The sequence below is a fragment of the Pseudomonas beijingensis genome (genome assembly GCF_030687295.1).
In the GTDB taxonomy this organism is placed as follows: domain Bacteria; phylum Pseudomonadota; class Gammaproteobacteria; order Pseudomonadales; family Pseudomonadaceae; genus Aquipseudomonas; species Aquipseudomonas beijingensis.
This window is the reverse complement of sequence record NZ_CP117425.1, coordinates 594,515-608,597: the sequence shown is the minus strand read 5'-3', so window position 1 is coordinate 608,597 and position 14,083 is coordinate 594,515. Positions and strand designations below refer to the sequence as shown.

Genomic DNA, 14,083 nt, shown 5'->3' with positions numbered 1-14,083 from the left:
TCCTGATGTAATAGCGTGAAAACAAGGTCCGGGCCAGCCTGCCACCCTCAGGAGACAGCCCTGTGACACGAACCCGCTTGCAAGGGCCGACCATCATACACCGCGGATTTGGGCTGTCTTCAACCGTTTTTCGGTGGTATCGAAAATTCCCCGCCCCGCTACGTTCCACCTTCGTTATCTGGAAAGAAACCGTTCGTCAGCCTGGCATCGCTCTGGCGCAAGACGTTGAGAAACCACTTTGACAATCATTCTCGTTAACATTAAGATCCGTCTCAATTGAGTCACAACCAGCGACGGTTCTCACTTATGTATGTATGCCTCTGCACTGGCGTCACCGACGGACAAATCCGCGAAGCGATCTATGAAGGTTGCTGCAGCTATCGCGAAGTCCGCCAGGCCACCGGCGTAGCCAGCCAATGCGGCAAATGTGCCTGCCTGGCCAAGGAAGTGGTGCGTGAAACCCTCGCCAAAGTGCAAACGGCACAGGCCTCGATCCCCTACCCGGTAGAATTTACGGCCGCGTAAAGACAGCTTTTCAAGGAACCGGACTCAATGTCCGGTTTTTTTATGCCTGTAAATCAAATGCTTAGCGTACAGACGCGGAACACAAACATTCTTATTCCGATTAATTTTCATTTATTATTCAATAACTTAGGTTTGACACCGATAAATACGCGGCTCAAACTCCGCCCTATACACAGCTATTACAGGGCAGGCCTCATCATGAAAGGCGACATTACAGTCATCCAGCATCTCAACAAGATCCTTGCCAATGAGCTGGTCGCGATCAACCAATACTTCCTGCATGCGCGCATGTACGAGGATTGGGGCCTGAACAAGCTGGGCAAGCACGAGTACCACGAGTCCATCGACGAGATGAAACACGCGGACAAGCTGATCAAGCGCATCCTGTTTCTCGAAGGCCTGCCGAACGTCCAGGACCTGGGCAAGCTGCACATCGGCGAACACACCAAGGAAATGCTTGAGTGCGACCTGCGCATCGAGCGCACCGGCCACGCCGACCTGAAGGCCGCCATCGCCCATTGCGAAAGCGTTGGCGACTTCGGCAGCCGTGAACTGCTGGAAGACATCCTCGAATCCGAGGAAGAGCACATCGACTGGCTGGAAACCCAACTGGGCCTGATCGACAAAGTTGGTCTTGAGAACTACCTGCAATCGCAGATGGGTGAAGAGTAACCTTCCCCGTAAGCAAGCCACTAAAAAGCCCCGCCCTCTTTCGAGAGGCGGGGCTTTTTATTGCCTGTTTTCCCCAGGCCCTACCCAAAACCACTGTGGGAGCGAGCTTGCTCGCGATAGCGGTGGTTCAGGTAAAAAACTGCTGACTGACACACCGCTATCGCGAGCAAGCTCGCTCCCACAAGGTTTCGTGTTCACCACAACCTATGGGGTGAACAGACTTCCATGAATCAGGCTTCAGTCTTGTTCGCCGCAGCTTTTTCTACCGCTTCCTTGATCGTGGCCTGCAGAGAGCCGTCAGCGGCCATCTCGGTCATGATGTCGCTACCGCCGATCAGCTCGCCGCCCACCCACAGTTGCGGGAAGGTTGGCCAGTTGGCGTACTTGGGCAGGTTGGCGCGGATTTCCGGGTTCTGCAGGATGTCCACGTAGGCAAACTTCTCGCCACACGCCATCACAGCCTGAGCGGCCTTGGCCGAGAAGCCGCACTGTGGTGCGTTCGGCGAGCCTTTCATGTAAAGCAGGATGGTGTTGTTGGCAATCTGGTCTTTAATCGTTTCGATGATATCCACGGAGCACCTCGGCTTAAACTTTGCGACGTCAGTTGTCGACACGGTGGCGCATTGTAACGGAAAGCAGAACGTGCTGCTCAGAGACAATTTTACGCAGCCGCCACCTTCACCGGTACACCGTTGAGCGCCGCGTTGCCGGACAACTCGTCGAGCTGGCGATCATCGGTCAGGTCATTGGCGCTGGAGCCTGGCTGTCCGCTGGCAATGGTCATCTGCACGCCCGGCCGGGCATGACCCCAGCCGTGGGGCAAGCTGACCACGCCTTTCATCATGTCCAGGCTGCCCAGCACCTCGACTTCGATGGCCCCCACTCGCGAACTGACCGTCACCCGCTGCCCGTCGGCAAGACCGCGAGAGGCGAGGTCGTCCGGGTGCATCAGCAATTGATGACGCGGCTTGCCCTTCACCAGCCGATGGAAGTTATGCATCCAGGAGTTATTGCTGCGCACATGGCGGCGGCCAATCATCAGCAGCTCATCCGGTTCTGGCGCCTGCAACGCGGCAAAACGCGCCAGGTCGGCGAGAATCACCGCCGGCGCGGCCTGTACCCGCTGGCTTTCGGTTTTCAGGCGCGGAGCCAGGTTGGGCTTGAGTGCGCCGAGGTCGACGCCATGGGGATGGTCGAACAAGGTCGCCAGGGACAGCTTGTGCGGCGAGGCGTCGCCATACGCCCCGTTGCGCAGACCAAAGTCGATCATCTGCGCCGGCGGCATGGTCGGCTTGAGTTCCTTGCCGGTCCGGGCAGCAAAGGCCTTCGCCAGGCCGACGAAAATTTCCCAATCGTGCAGCGCCCCCTCAGGCTTGGGCAGGATCGCCCGGTTGAAGCGGGTCACGTTGCGCACCGCGAACAGGTTGAACGTGGTGTCGTAGTGATCGTTTTCCAGGGCCGAGGTCGAGGGCAGGATCAGGTCGGCGTAACGGGTGGTTTCGTTGATGTACAAATCGACACTGACCATGAACTCCAACCCATCCAGGGCTTGCTCCAACTGCCGCCCGTTGGGTGTCGACAGCACCGGGTTGCCGGCCACGGTGACCAGCGCACGAATCTGGCCTTCGCCCTCGGTCAGCATCTCCTCGGCCAGGGCCGACACCGGCAGCTCCCCTGCGTACTCGGGACGCCCGGACACCCGGCTCTGCCAGCGATTGAAATGCCCGCCCGAGGTGGTGGCTACCAGATCCACCGCCGGCTCGGTGCACAAAGCACCGCCCACTCGATCAAGATTGCCGGTCACCAGGTTGATCACCTGGATCAGCCAGTGGCAGAGCGTGCCGAACGCCTGGGTCGACACCCCCATGCGCCCGTAGCACACCGCTGACGGCGCGGCGGCGAAGTCTCGGGCCAATTGCCGGATCTGCGCTGCCGGCACCGCACAGAGCGGGCTCATCGCTTGCGCCGTGAAAGAAGCTACGGCCGCGCGCACCTCGTCCAGGCCGTCCACCGGCAGATGGCTGTCACGGGTCAGGCCCTCGCTGAACAGGGTGTTGAGCAAGCCAAACAGCAGCGCGGCATCGCCACCCGGGCGTACAAAGACATGCTGGTCGGCAATGGCCGCCGTTTCGCTGCGGCGCGGATCGACCACCACCACTTTGCCGCCCCGGGCCTGGATCGCCTTGAGGCGCTTCTCCACATCTGGCACGGTCATGATGCTGCCGTTGGAGGCCAATGGGTTGCCGCCCAGGATCAGCATGAAGTCGGTGTGGTCGATGTCCGGAATCGGCAGGAGCAAACCGTGGCCGTACATCAGGTGGCTGGTCAGGTGATGGGGCAGTTGGTCCACCGAGGTCGCCGAGAAACGGCTGCGGGTCTTCAACAGGCCCAGGAAATAATTGCTGTGGGTCATCAGCCCATAGTTATGCACGCTGGGGTTGCCCTGGTAGACCGCCACCGCGTTCTGGCCGTGGCGCGCCTGGATATCCGCCAGGCGCTCGGCCACCAACGCAAAGGCATCGTCCCAGGCGATGGGGTGCCATTCGTTGCCGATGCGCTGCATGGGGTGGCGCAGGCGATCTGGATCGTTCTGGATATCTTGCAGGGCCACCGCCTTGGGGCAGATGTGACCGCGACTGAAGGTGTCCAGCGCATCGCCCTTGATCGAGGTGATCGCCAGGCCCTGGCCGTCGGTTTCGGTGGTTTCGAGGGTCAAGCCACAGATGGCTTCACACAGATGGCACGCACGGTGGTGGAGAGTCTTGGTCATGGCCAGTCTCTGTTTTATTCGTGGCGGGCACTTTCGGCCGCGGGAACAAAACTATGGCGCGTGATTCCCGGCAGCGCCAGCGACGTTCGTCCTGTGAATCGCCGGGCATCAGGCCCACCGATGACATGCCGTCAAGGCTGGTCGATCGGCGGTGCCAGCAGTTGGATTTCCTCGACGGTTTCCACCTGCTCCTGGGTAATGGGGACACCGGTCAGCTCGCCAATCAATCGCCAATGCTCGTCCAGGCCGCTGCTGATCGTGGCCATGCGATCGATCATCCGGCGGCCGGCGGCCTTGGTCACTTCGTCATCGCTGCGCAGCAATTCGAATGACATGGACGTCACCGAAGCTGTCAGATGCGTCAGCGAGCGTGCGGTCAGCCCCAGCAATTCCATCAATTGTTGCTCTTTCGAATCCATTTCGGGCTCCTGTGCCGCTGAGGCTCATTTATAACCCAGGCCTTTGCATTAGGAAATGTTTCACAGTCGCCAGCAGACAGGCGCAAAGATCGGCTGACACGGGATAAACCGACCCTCCGCCACTGCGCGCCCGCTGCGCTTGATTGCCAAGCTGAGCAACGCCAGTGTACAAATGGGCTGCTGCTGTCAGGAAACCGGCCTCAAATGCGCCATCGCATACGCGTGATGGCTTCGCTGAAATCCCCAAAAACCGTAGCCCTATTGGTAAGACGCGACATTTAATTATAAGATCGCGCCTTCCCCTATTTCGTCGCCCCGTGCGGCTTTTGCCGCAGGTCTCGCCCGTTTTTTCATTAAACAAGGCTTTGAGCATCTGCGGTCAGTTACAAAAGGTAGTCAATCATGAGCGCAAGGCACTTTCTCTCCCTGATGGATTTCACGCCCGATGAGTTGCTCGGCGTGATCCGTCGAGGCGTGGAGCTCAAGGACCTGCGTAACCGCGGCGTACTGTTCGAGCCCTTGAAAAACCGCGTGTTGGGGATGATCTTCGAGAAGTCATCGACCCGCACGCGCATCTCTTTCGAAGCCGGCATGATCCAGCTGGGCGGCCAGGCGATCTTCCTGTCGCCCCGCGACACCCAACTGGGCCGTGGCGAACCCATCAGCGATTGCGCCATCGTCATGTCGAGCATGCTGGACGCGATGATGATCCGTACCTTTGCCCACAGCACCCTGACCGAGTTCGCGGCTCATTCCCGCGTACCGGTGATCAACGGCCTGTCCGACGACCTGCACCCCTGCCAGTTGCTGGCCGACATGCAGACCTTCCTCGAGCACCGTGGCTCGATCCAAGGCAAGACCGTGGCCTGGATCGGCGATGGCAACAACATGTGCAACAGCTATATAGAAGCGGCGATGCAGTTCGACTTCCAGTTGCGCATTGCCTGCCCCGAAGGTTTTGACCCCAATGCCGAGTTGCTGGCCAAGGCCGGAGACCGGGTGTCCATCGTCCGTGACCCGAAACAGGCCGTGGCCGGTGCGCACCTGGTGAGCACCGACGTCTGGACCTCCATGGGCCAGGAAGAAGAAACCGCCAGGCGCCTCAAGTTGTTCGCGCCACTGCAGGTCAACCGGGCCCTGCTCGACCTGGCGGATGCCGAGGTGCTGTTCATGCACTGCCTGCCGGCCCACCGTGGCGAGGAGATCAGCATGGACTTGCTGGATGACCCGCGTTCGGTAGCCTGGGACCAGGCCGAGAATCGCCTGCATGCGCAAAAGGCCTTGCTCGAATTCCTGGTCGAGCCGGCGTATCACCACGCATGAGCCACGCCCTGCTGCTGAACTTGCACAACCTGGCCTGCGGTTATCAGGATCAACGGGTCGTGCAGAACCTGAACCTGCACCTCAATGCCGGTGATATCGGTTGCCTGCTCGGTTCGTCCGGGTGCGGCAAGACCACGACCTTGCGCGCCATTGCCGGCTTCGAACCGGTGCACGAGGGTGAGATCCAACTGGCCGGGGAAACCATCTCCCGCGCCGGTTTCACCCTCGCCCCGGAAAAACGCCGCATCGGCATGGTGTTCCAGGACTACGCCCTGTTCCCCCACCTGAGCGTGGCCCAGAACATTGCCTTTGGCATTCGCAAACATCCGAACAAGGACCGCGTCGTCGAAGAATTGCTGGAACTGGTCAACCTGAAACACCTGGGCAAGCGTTTTCCCCATGAACTGTCCGGCGGCCAACAGCAGCGCGTGGCCCTGGCCCGTGCATTGGCGCCGGAGCCGCAGTTGCTGTTGCTCGATGAGCCATTTTCCAACCTCGATGGAGAGCTGCGCCGCAAGCTCAGCCATGAAGTGCGGGACATCCTCAAGGCCCGCGGCACCAGCGCGATCCTGGTCACCCACGATCAGGAAGAAGCCTTCGCCGTGAGTGACCATGTCGGCGTATTCAGGGAAGGTCGCCTGGAACAGTGGGACACGCCCTACAACCTGTATCACGAACCGCTGACGCCATTCGTCGCCAGTTTCGTTGGTCAGGGTTACTTCATTCGCGGCCAGCTCGATAGCCCGGAATCGGTACAGACCGAGCTGGGCATCCTGCGTGGCAACCGGGCCTACACCTGGCCCATCGGCGGTGCGGTGGACGTGCTGCTGCGACCAGACGATATCGTCTACGCACCGGACAGCCCGCTCACCGCCAGCATCGTTGGCAAGACTTTCCTGGGTGCTTCAACCTTGTATCGCCTGCAACTGCCCACCGGCGCGCAACTGGAATCGATCTTCCCCAGCCATGCCGACCATCAGGTCGGGGACAGAGTCGGCATCCGCGTGGCAGCTGAACACCTGGTGTTGTTCCAGGCCTCAGGCAGCACCGCGGCGCACCTCCCGCCGGTGGACAGCGGCGTGCGGCGTTACAGCACCGCCAGCTGATAACACGATCCACTGTGGGAGCGGGCTTGCTCGCGAAGAGGGCAGCACATTCAACATCAATGTGGCTGACACACCGCCTTCGCGAGCAAGCCCGCTCCCACAAAAGGTCAGTGTGCCCCCAGCATCAACGTCCCACTGGCCACCAACGTCGCATTCCCGCCAATCTTCACCCGCTCCCCCTCCAACCGGCAAAACAACGCCCCGCCCCTGGCCGAGCATTGATAAGCCGTCAGTCCGTGCTTGCCCAGGCGCTTGGACCAATAGGGAATCAGGCTGCAATGGGTCGAGCCGGTCACCGGGTCTTCGTTGATGCCGATCGCCGGGGCAAAATAGCGCGAGACAAAATCATGCTTGCTCCCCGGCGCGGTGACGATAGCGCCGGGCCAGGGCAGTTTCGCCAAGGCCGCCATGTCCGGCTTGCAATCGAGCACTGCCTGCTCCGACTCCAGCACCACGAACAGTTCGTTGGAACTCAGCACATCCACCGCCTCGACGCCCAAGGCACTCTGCACTGCCAGGGAGGCGCCCAACTCGGCCGGCACGACGGCCGGAAAATCCAGCCACAGCCGATCACCTTCACGTGTCACGCTCAACGAACCGGAGCGGCAGATGAAATCCAGGCGCTCGACGGTTTCGTGATAGACCTCGAACAGCACATAAGCGCTGGCCAGTGTGGCGTGTCCACACAGCGGCACTTCGGTGGTGGGGGTGAACCAGCGGATATGCCAATGCTGGCCTTCACGTACCAGGAACGCGGTTTCAGCCAGGTTATGTTCGGCGGCGATCTTCTGCATCAAGTCGTCGGCCAGCCAGCCGTCGAGCCGATAGACCATCGCCGGGTTACCGCCGAACGGCCGGTCACTGAACGCATCGACCTGATGAAACGCAAGCTGCATGGCACTTCTCCTTTTTTTGATGCGCCAGCATGCAGTGCAGCGGCACGGCTTATCCAGTGACAGATCAGCAGAATTTTCACCCTACAGCGCCGGATAAAAACACTGACCAGGCCTTATGCCCCTGTGGCGAGGGAGCTTGCTCCCGCTTGGCTGCGCGCAGCCACCCTGCTATCAAGCCCGCCCGATATCAGCAAACACCGCTCCGGTGTGCTCCTTCAATACCGAAGGCGCCAACTCGACTTCCAACCCGCGCCTTCCTGCACTGACGAACAGGGTGGCGAGTGGCTGTGCGGAGCTGTCGATAAAAGTGCGCAGGCGCTTCTTCTGCCCCAGCGGGCTGATACCGCCGAGCAAATAACCGGTCGAACGCTGCGCGGCGGCCGGGTCGGCCATCTCGACTTTCTTCACCCCGGCGGCATGGGCCAGGCCTTTCAAATCCAGGCTCCCGGCCACAGGCACTACCGCCACCAACAACTCACCTTTTTCACTGGCCGCCAACAGTGTCTTGAACACCTGCGCCGGATCCAGCCCGAGCTTTTCCGCCGCCTCCAAGCCATAGGACGCAGCCTTGGGATCGTGTTCATAACTGTGGATGCGATGTTCGGCGCGCACTTTCTTAAGCAGATCCAACGCGGGTGTCATGACCGCTCCTGACAAGGAAATCAAAAAGAGTGAGCGGATTCTAAGCCATCGCCTGTGAAAAGGCTTCGGGACTGCGCTGCCAGCACCGGTGACGCGCCGGCAACGGGAGAGTCATTCACACTGCGAATAGTTGAAATGTGACCAGTGGTTCACTTTCGACCTTTGACACCAGCGTTTCTTGTCTATATTTTTTCGAAACTGAAAGTCACATTGCATGTCTCAAGCTGCAACCCGAGATCAGGATGGGGATCCTGCCTCGGTGGAGGTCGCGCAATCGAGCTGTATCGAGCGCGCTGCAAAAAAACAAAAACCGAGGTTTGAATGACAATTGCTTTACAACAGCCGTCCCTGTCCAGCCAATGCCTGGCCGAGTTCCTGGGAACGGGCCGGCTGATCTTTTTCGGCACCGGCTGCGTTGCGGCGCTCAAGGTCGCGGGTGCGAGTTTCGGCTTGTGGGAAATCAGCCTCATCTGGGGCGTCGGCGTCAGCATGGCAATCTACCTGAGCGCAGGCGTTTCCGGCGCCCACCTCAACCCCGCCGTCAGCATCGCCCTGTGCCTGTTCACTGACTTCGAAAAGCGCAAACTGCCTTTCTACATCATTTCCCAAGTGACCGGCGCCTTCTGCGGCGCTCTCCTGGTCTATACGCTGTACAGCAATCTATTCTTCGATTTCGAACAGTCCCGGCACATGATTCGCGGCACCGAAGCGAGCCTCGAATTGGCCTCGGTGTTCTCCACCTACCCGCACGCGGCACTGTCCACTGGCCAGGCCTTCCTCGTGGAAGCGATCATCACCGCCATCCTGATGGGCGTGATCATGTCCCTGACCGATGACAACAATGGCTTGCCCCGTGGCCCACTGGCGCCTTTGCTGATCGGCCTGCTGATTGCCGTGATCGGCAGCTCCATGGGGCCGCTGACGGGCTTTGCGATGAACCCGGCGCGGGACTTCGGTCCTAAACTGATGACTTTCTTCGCAGGCTGGGGTGAAATTTCCCTCACGGGTGGACGCGACATCCCGTACTTCCTGGTTCCGATTTTTGCCCCTATCGTGGGTGCATGCCTCGGTGCTGCGGCTTATCGTGGGTTGATTGCCCGCCACCTGCCCAGCGCCATAACTGCTACAAAGGATGCAAAACCGGCCATTGATGGCAAGCCCAGAACGTCCTGAAACAGTCGGCGCAGGCTCCTGCCATTGCGGCCTGCGCCGTGGCTTCTTTCCTTATTTACGTCTCCCTTTATGAAAGACCCGAGGCAATCGAAATGACCGATATCCAGAACAAGAACTACATCATTGCCCTCGACCAGGGTACGACCAGCTCGCGGGCAATCATCTTCGACCGTGACGCCAACGTGATCTGCACCGCCCAACGCGAATTCGCCCAGCATTACCCGCAGGCCGGCTGGGTCGAACACGACCCGATGGAAATCTTCGCCACCCAGAGCGCGGTCATGGTCGAAGCCCTGGCCCAGGCCGGCCTGCACCACGACCAGGTCGCCGCCATCGGCATCACCAACCAGCGGGAAACCACCGTGGTCTGGGACAAGACCACCGGCCGGCCGATCTACAACGCCATTGTTTGGCAGTGCCGGCGCAGTACCGAGATCTGCCAACAGCTCAAGCGCGACGGCCACGAGCACTACATCAGCCAGACCACCGGCCTGGTCACCGACCCGTACTTTTCCGGCACCAAGCTCAAGTGGATCCTGGACAACGTCGAAGGCAGCCGCGAGCGTGCGCGCAACGGTGAGTTGCTGTTCGGCACGGTCGATAGCTGGCTGATCTGGAAATTCACCGGCGGCAAGGTCCACGTCACCGACTACACCAACGCCTCGCGCACCATGCTCTTCAACATCCACTCCCTGGAATGGGACGCCAAGATGCTCGAGATCCTCGACATCCCCCGCGAAATGCTCCCCGAAGTGAAATCGTCCTCGCAAATCTATGGCCGCACCAAGAGCGGCATCGCCATCGGTGGCATCGCCGGCGACCAGCAGGCCGCCCTGTTCGGCCAGATGTGCGTGGAGCCGGGCCAGGCGAAAAACACCTACGGCACCGGCTGCTTCCTGTTGATGAACACCGGTAAAAAGGCCGTCAAATCCAATCACGGCATGCTCACCACCATCGCCTGCGGCCCCCGTGGCGAAGTGGCCTATGCCCTGGAAGGCGCCGTCTTCAATGGCGGCTCCACGGTCCAATGGCTACGCGATGAACTGAAGATCATCAACGATGCCCTGGATACCGAATACTTTGCCAACAAGGTCAAGGACAGCAACGGCGTGTACCTGGTGCCCGCCTTCACCGGCCTGGGCGCGCCGTATTGGGACCCCTATGCCCGCGGCGCGCTGTTCGGCCTGACCCGTGGCGTACGGGTCGATCACATTATTCGCGCAGCCCTGGAGTCGATTGCCTACCAGACCCGCGACGTCCTCGACGCCATGCAACAGGATTCGGGTGAACGCCTCAGGGCCCTGCGCGTCGACGGTGGCGCGGTGGCAAACAACTTCCTGATGCAGTTCCAGGCCGACATTCTCGGCACCCAGGTCGAGCGACCGAAAATGCGTGAAACCACGGCCCTGGGTGCGGCGTACCTGGCCGGCCTGGCGTGCGGCTTCTGGGGCAGCCTGGAGGAACTGCGCGGCAAAGCGGTGATCGAGCGCGAATTCGAACCGCAACTGGACGAGGCAGCGAAAGAAAAACTCTATGCCGGCTGGCAGAAAGCGGTCAGCCGCACCCGCGATTGGGAGCCCCACGAAGACGCTGAATAAAGCCGGATAAGGTTCTGTAACTGGTCGGGAGTGGATTCCTGCGGCATCATGGGCAAATTTTGTATGGCAGCCCAAAGGAAGCCCCATGAATCTGCCTCCCCGCCAGCAGCAAATCCTCGAACTGGTCCGCGAACGCGGCTATGTCAGCATCGAGGAAATGGCGCAGTTATTCGTCGTCACCCCGCAAACCATCCGCCGCGACATCAATCAACTGGCGGAAGTGAACCTGCTGCGCCGCTATCACGGCGGCGCCGCCTACGATTCAAGCGTGGAAAACACCGCCTACGCCATGCGCGCCGACCAGATGCGCGACGAGAAGCAACGCATCGCCGAAGCCATCGCCGCCCAGATCCCCGATCACGCCTCGCTGTTCATCAACATCGGCACCACCACCGAATCCATCGCCCGGGCACTGCTCAATCACAACCATCTGAAGGTCATCACCAATAACCTGCATGTGGCGTCGATCCTCAGTGCCAAGGACGACTTCGAAGTCCTGATCGCCGGCGGCAACGTACGACGTGACGGCGGCGTAGTGGGTCAGGCCAGCGTCGACTTCATCAACCAGTTCAAGGTCGACTTCGCCCTGGTGGGCATCAGCGGGATCGATGAAGACGGCAGTCTGCTGGACTTCGACTACCAGGAAGTGCGGGTTTCCCAGGCGATCATCGCCAACGCCCGACAAGTGCTGTTGGCGGCGGACTCCAGTAAATTCGGGCGCAACGCCATGGTCCGCCTGGGGCCTATCAGCCTGATCGACTGCCTGGTGACCGATCAGCAACCGGTGCCGGCCCTGGCGCAATTGCTGAGCCAGCACAAGATTCGGCTGGAGGTGGTTTAACGCCTCCTCCAATACCCTGTGGCAAGACCGGCTGTGGGAGCAAGGCTTGCCCGCGATGAAGACGACGCGGTTTCTACAAAGTACGAAGCGCCTGTTTCGCGAGCAAGCTTTGCTCCCACAAATTCCCTCGCCACAACTGCTCCCCCGTCGACTTCAACCTCTCTTCGTGTTCGAAAATTTTCCTTTTAGCTTCCTTTGATCAGTATTTTCAATCGAAGCCGACTGGCTGTTGCGTTGTTTATGGGCTAGTATTTTCGCAAATGAACATTTATGTTCGAATTCAAATATTACGAAAAAAAACCCGAGGCCAGCCGATGTCCACTTCTACCTTGCCTACGCCCCCTCTCGCCGAGATCTATGACGTCGCCGTCATTGGTGGCGGTATCAATGGCGTGGGGATTGCCGCGGACGCTGCCGGTCGCGGTCTTTCGGTGTTCCTTTGCGAAAAGGACGACCTGGCCAGCCATACCTCGTCGGCCAGCAGCAAGCTGATCCATGGCGGCCTGCGTTACCTTGAACATTATGAATTCCGCCTGGTGCGTGAAGCCCTGGCCGAACGCGAAGTGCTGCTGACCAAGGCCCCGCACATCGTCAAGCAAATGCGCTTCGTGTTGCCCCACCGCCCGCACCTGCGCCCGGCCTGGATGATTCGCGCTGGCCTGTTCCTTTACGATCACCTGGGCAAACGTGAACAGCTCGCCGGCTCGAAAAGCTTGAAGTTCGGTGCCGACAGCGCATTGAAAAGCGAGATCACCAAAGGTTTCGAATATTCCGACTGCTGGGTCGACGACGCGCGGCTGGTGGTGCTCAACGCCATGGCTGCCCGGGAAAAAGGCGCGCATGTCCACACCCGCACCCGTTGCGTGAATGCTCGTCGCAGCAAAGGCCTGTGGCACTTGCACCTGGAACGTGCCGACGGCAGCCTGTTTTCGATCCGCGCCAAGGCGCTGGTGAACGCCGCCGGGCCGTGGGTCGCCAAGTTCATTCGCGATGACCTGAAAATGGAGTCGCCCTACGGCATCCGCCTGATCCAGGGCAGCCACCTGATCGTGCCGAAACTCTACGAAGGCGAGCACGCGCACATTCTTCAAAACGAAGATCAGCGCATCGTGTTCACCATTCCGTACCTGAACCAGTTCACCCTGATCGGTACGACGGATCGCGAATACACCGGCGATCCGGCCAAGGTAGCGATTACCGAAGGTGAAACCGATTATCTGCTGAAGGTGGTCAACGCCCACTTCAAGAAGCAGATCAGCCGCGACGATATCCTGCACAGCTATTCCGGTGTCCGTCCGCTGTGCAACGACGAATCCGACAACCCATCGGCCGTGACCCGGGACTACACCCTGGCGCTGTCGGGCGGCGGCGAAGAAGCCCCGTTGCTGTCGGTGTTCGGCGGCAAGCTGACCACTTATCGCAAACTGGCAGAATCGGCCATGGCGCAACTGGCTCCCTACTTCACGCAGATGCGCGGAAGCTGGACCGCCATAGAAGCCCTCCCCGGCGGCGAAAACATGACCACCCCGCAAGCGCTGTGCTCGGCGTTACGTGACAAGTTCGACTGGCTGCCGACCGACATCGCCCGGCGCTGGGCCACCACCTATGGCAGCCGTACCTGGCGCATGCTCGAAGGCGTGCATGACCTGGGCGACCTGGGCGAACACCTCGGCGCCGGCCTCTACACCCGCGAAGTCGATTATCTGTGCAGCGACGAATGGGCCGTCGACGCCCAGGACATCCTCTGGCGCCGCAGCAAGCTGGGTTTGTTCACCACCGCGGCCGAACAGGAGAAGCTGCAACAGTACCTGGATAAGGTCGAGCACAACCGTCGCAAGATCGAAGCGGCCTGACTGATATCCCGCAAAACCCAAAGCCCCTGAATCCCGCGATTCAGGGGCTTTTTTTGCATTGCGCAACACACCGCAGCCCCCTGTGGGAGCGAGCTTGCTCGCGATGACGCCAGCACATTCAACCCTATGTGACTGACACACCGCTATCGCGAGCAAGCTCGCTCCCACACTGGATCGAGACAGGCTCAAGCCATTCGGTTTTCCGAACACGACCCGCCAGTCAATTCGGCTAACCGGATAAAGCCCTCCGCATAAAACCTGAAAC

Annotated in this window: 13 protein-coding genes; 8 read left to right on the top strand and 5 right to left on the bottom strand. The window is 60.2% G+C overall.

Features of this window, described 5'->3' with window-relative positions; all coding sequences use genetic code 11:
- Positions 1 to 306 precede the first annotated feature (306 nt).
- Complete coding sequence (locus PSH84_RS02785) at positions 307 to 525, top strand: bacterioferritin-associated ferredoxin (RefSeq protein ID WP_003178704.1); 219 nt, start codon at positions 307 to 309, stop codon at positions 523 to 525.
- Positions 526 to 723: 198 nt separating this feature from the next.
- Positions 724 to 1,197, top strand: a complete 474-nt coding sequence (bfr, locus tag PSH84_RS02780; RefSeq protein ID WP_122569350.1) for a bacterioferritin — start codon at positions 724 to 726, stop codon at positions 1,195 to 1,197.
- 230 nt (positions 1,198 to 1,427) lie between these two features.
- Here bfr and grxD read toward each other — a convergent pair whose 3' ends face one another.
- From grxD to plzR, 3 genes are all read right to left on the bottom strand, one after another.
- Positions 1,428 to 1,769, bottom strand: a complete 342-nt coding sequence (gene grxD / locus PSH84_RS02775) for a Grx4 family monothiol glutaredoxin (protein ID WP_003204956.1) — start codon at positions 1,767 to 1,769, stop codon at positions 1,428 to 1,430.
- 89 nt (positions 1,770 to 1,858) lie between these two features.
- Complete coding sequence (locus PSH84_RS02770) at positions 1,859 to 3,967, bottom strand: molybdopterin oxidoreductase family protein (protein WP_305468212.1); 2,109 nt, start codon at positions 3,965 to 3,967, stop codon at positions 1,859 to 1,861.
- A gap of 131 nt (positions 3,968 to 4,098) precedes the next feature.
- Positions 4,099 to 4,386 (bottom strand): PlzR type 4 pili assembly inhibitor, encoded by a 288-nt coding sequence (plzR, locus tag PSH84_RS02765; RefSeq protein ID WP_122569352.1) that lies wholly within the window; start codon positions 4,384 to 4,386, stop codon positions 4,099 to 4,101.
- Positions 4,387 to 4,788: 402 nt separating this feature from the next.
- Between plzR and argF the strand changes: the two genes are divergently transcribed.
- Together argF and PSH84_RS02755 are read left to right on the top strand one after the other, a co-directional pair.
- Entirely contained in the window at positions 4,789 to 5,709 is a 921-nt protein-coding gene (gene argF / locus PSH84_RS02760; protein ID WP_122569353.1) for an ornithine carbamoyltransferase, read from the top strand.
- A complete protein-coding gene (locus PSH84_RS02755; RefSeq protein ID WP_305482254.1) occupies positions 5,706 to 6,815 on the top strand; it encodes an ABC transporter ATP-binding protein in 1,110 nt (369 codons plus the stop codon). Before argF ends, PSH84_RS02755 begins: the two co-directional genes overlap by 4 nt.
- A 107-nt stretch (positions 6,816 to 6,922) precedes the next feature.
- Here the strand turns inward: PSH84_RS02755 and PSH84_RS02750 are convergent, their stop codons facing one another.
- The gene (locus tag PSH84_RS02750; RefSeq protein ID WP_122569355.1) at positions 6,923 to 7,711 is read right to left on the bottom strand and encodes a PhzF family phenazine biosynthesis protein; all 789 of its coding nucleotides are present in this window, start codon (positions 7,709 to 7,711) and stop codon (positions 6,923 to 6,925) included.
- Positions 7,712 to 7,882: 171 nt separating this feature from the next.
- On the bottom strand, positions 7,883 to 8,353 hold the full coding sequence (gene ybaK, locus PSH84_RS02745; RefSeq protein WP_122569356.1) for a Cys-tRNA(Pro) deacylase: 471 nt from the start codon (positions 8,351 to 8,353) through the stop codon (positions 7,883 to 7,885).
- 321 nt (positions 8,354 to 8,674) lie between these two features.
- On the opposite strand from ybaK, the gene PSH84_RS02740 reads away from it, so the two are divergent.
- The 4 genes from PSH84_RS02740 to glpD all read left to right on the top strand — a co-directional run bounded on the left by PSH84_RS02740 (position 8,675) and on the right by glpD (position 13,818).
- Positions 8,675 to 9,526, top strand: coding sequence for an MIP/aquaporin family protein (locus PSH84_RS02740; protein ID WP_305482253.1), 852 nt, complete (start codon positions 8,675 to 8,677; stop codon positions 9,524 to 9,526).
- A 92-nt stretch (positions 9,527 to 9,618) separates the two neighbouring features.
- Positions 9,619 to 11,124, top strand: coding sequence for a glycerol kinase GlpK (gene glpK / locus PSH84_RS02735; RefSeq protein WP_305482252.1), 1,506 nt, complete (start codon positions 9,619 to 9,621; stop codon positions 11,122 to 11,124).
- An 85-nt stretch (positions 11,125 to 11,209) separates the two neighbouring features.
- On the top strand, positions 11,210 to 11,965 hold the full coding sequence (locus tag PSH84_RS02730) for a DeoR/GlpR family transcriptional regulator (protein ID WP_003204973.1): 756 nt from the start codon (positions 11,210 to 11,212) through the stop codon (positions 11,963 to 11,965).
- A gap of 314 nt (positions 11,966 to 12,279) precedes the next feature.
- Complete coding sequence (gene glpD, locus PSH84_RS02725; protein WP_305482251.1) at positions 12,280 to 13,818, top strand: glycerol-3-phosphate dehydrogenase; 1,539 nt, start codon at positions 12,280 to 12,282, stop codon at positions 13,816 to 13,818.
- Positions 13,819 to 14,083: the final 265 nt, after the last annotated feature.

What these genes read in the sequence shown, in the direction of transcription:
- PSH84_RS02785 (WP_003178704.1), top strand. Translation starts at nt 307, where the DNA reads ATGTATGTATGCCTCTGCACTGGCGTCACCGACGGACAAATCCGCGAA.
- bfr (WP_122569350.1), top strand. Translation starts at nt 724, where the DNA reads ATGAAAGGCGACATTACAGTCATCCAGCATCTCAACAAGATCCTTGCC.
- PSH84_RS02770 (WP_305468212.1), bottom strand. Translation starts at nt 3,967, where the DNA reads ATGACCAAGACTCTCCACCACCGTGCGTGCCATCTGTGTGAAGCCATC.
- plzR (WP_122569352.1), bottom strand. Translation starts at nt 4,386, where the DNA reads ATGGATTCGAAAGAGCAACAATTGATGGAATTGCTGGGGCTGACCGCA.
- argF (WP_122569353.1), top strand. Translation starts at nt 4,789, where the DNA reads ATGAGCGCAAGGCACTTTCTCTCCCTGATGGATTTCACGCCCGATGAG.
- PSH84_RS02755 (WP_305482254.1), top strand. Translation starts at nt 5,706, where the DNA reads ATGAGCCACGCCCTGCTGCTGAACTTGCACAACCTGGCCTGCGGTTAT.
- PSH84_RS02750 (WP_122569355.1), bottom strand. Translation starts at nt 7,711, where the DNA reads ATGCAGCTTGCGTTTCATCAGGTCGATGCGTTCAGTGACCGGCCGTTC.
- ybaK (WP_122569356.1), bottom strand. Translation starts at nt 8,353, where the DNA reads ATGACACCCGCGTTGGATCTGCTTAAGAAAGTGCGCGCCGAACATCGC.
- PSH84_RS02740 (WP_305482253.1), top strand. Translation starts at nt 8,675, where the DNA reads ATGACAATTGCTTTACAACAGCCGTCCCTGTCCAGCCAATGCCTGGCC.
- glpK (WP_305482252.1), top strand. Translation starts at nt 9,619, where the DNA reads ATGACCGATATCCAGAACAAGAACTACATCATTGCCCTCGACCAGGGT.
- PSH84_RS02730 (WP_003204973.1), top strand. Translation starts at nt 11,210, where the DNA reads ATGAATCTGCCTCCCCGCCAGCAGCAAATCCTCGAACTGGTCCGCGAA.
- glpD (WP_305482251.1), top strand. Translation starts at nt 12,280, where the DNA reads ATGTCCACTTCTACCTTGCCTACGCCCCCTCTCGCCGAGATCTATGAC.